Here is a 469-nt window from a genome sequence, read left to right as displayed (position 1 = left end):
GCGCCGGGGCATCGCGCTGCTGCCGGCCGCGGCCTTCGCGGTGCATCCCGGCCACGCGCCGAACGCGGTCCGCCTCGCCCTGGCGACGCCGTCGCCGGAGGACCTGTCCGAGGCGCTCACGACCCTGCGCCGTCTGGCCCTCTCGGAGGACGACCAGATCGTGGAGTGACGGGGGCGTCAGCCCCGCTTGTCGGTCGGCAGGATGAAGATCTGGCCCGGGTAGATCCGGTCCGGGTCGCGGATCTGGCCCTGGTTGGCGTCGTAGATCACGGTATAGCGCTCGCCCCGGCCGTAGGTGCGCTGGCTGATCCGCCAGAGGTTGTCGCCCCGGGTGATTTTTGCCGTGGTGATCTCGGGCACGAACACCGCGCCGGCCCCGGCGGGGCTACGCGCCCCAGCGGCATCCCGGCTGAGGGCGGAGGGTGTCTCGGTCTGGCCGGCGCCGTCGTCCCGGGAACGGACCCCGCCC

1 protein-coding gene and 1 pseudogene are annotated in these 469 nt (G+C 73.8%); one reads left to right on the top strand and one right to left on the bottom strand.

Annotation, left to right across the window (positions count from 1 at the left end; all coding sequences use genetic code 11):
* Nucleotides 1-169, top strand: a pseudogene (locus FV228_RS34695) (PLP-dependent aminotransferase family protein); the annotation flags it as partial.
* A gap of 8 nt (nucleotides 170-177) precedes the next feature.
* Here FV228_RS34695 and FV228_RS32530 read toward each other — a convergent pair.
* A partial coding sequence (locus tag FV228_RS32530) for a LysM peptidoglycan-binding domain-containing protein (protein WP_246694125.1) occupies nucleotides 178-469 on the bottom strand: 292 nt, incomplete at its 5' end.

Origin of the sequence: Methylobacterium sp. WL18, from assembly GCF_008040015.1 — a bacterium.
Classification (GTDB): domain Bacteria; phylum Pseudomonadota; class Alphaproteobacteria; order Rhizobiales; family Beijerinckiaceae; genus Methylobacterium; species Methylobacterium mesophilicum.
The sequence above is the reverse complement of the archived record's forward strand: the minus strand, read 5'-3'. Positions and strand labels throughout refer to the sequence as shown.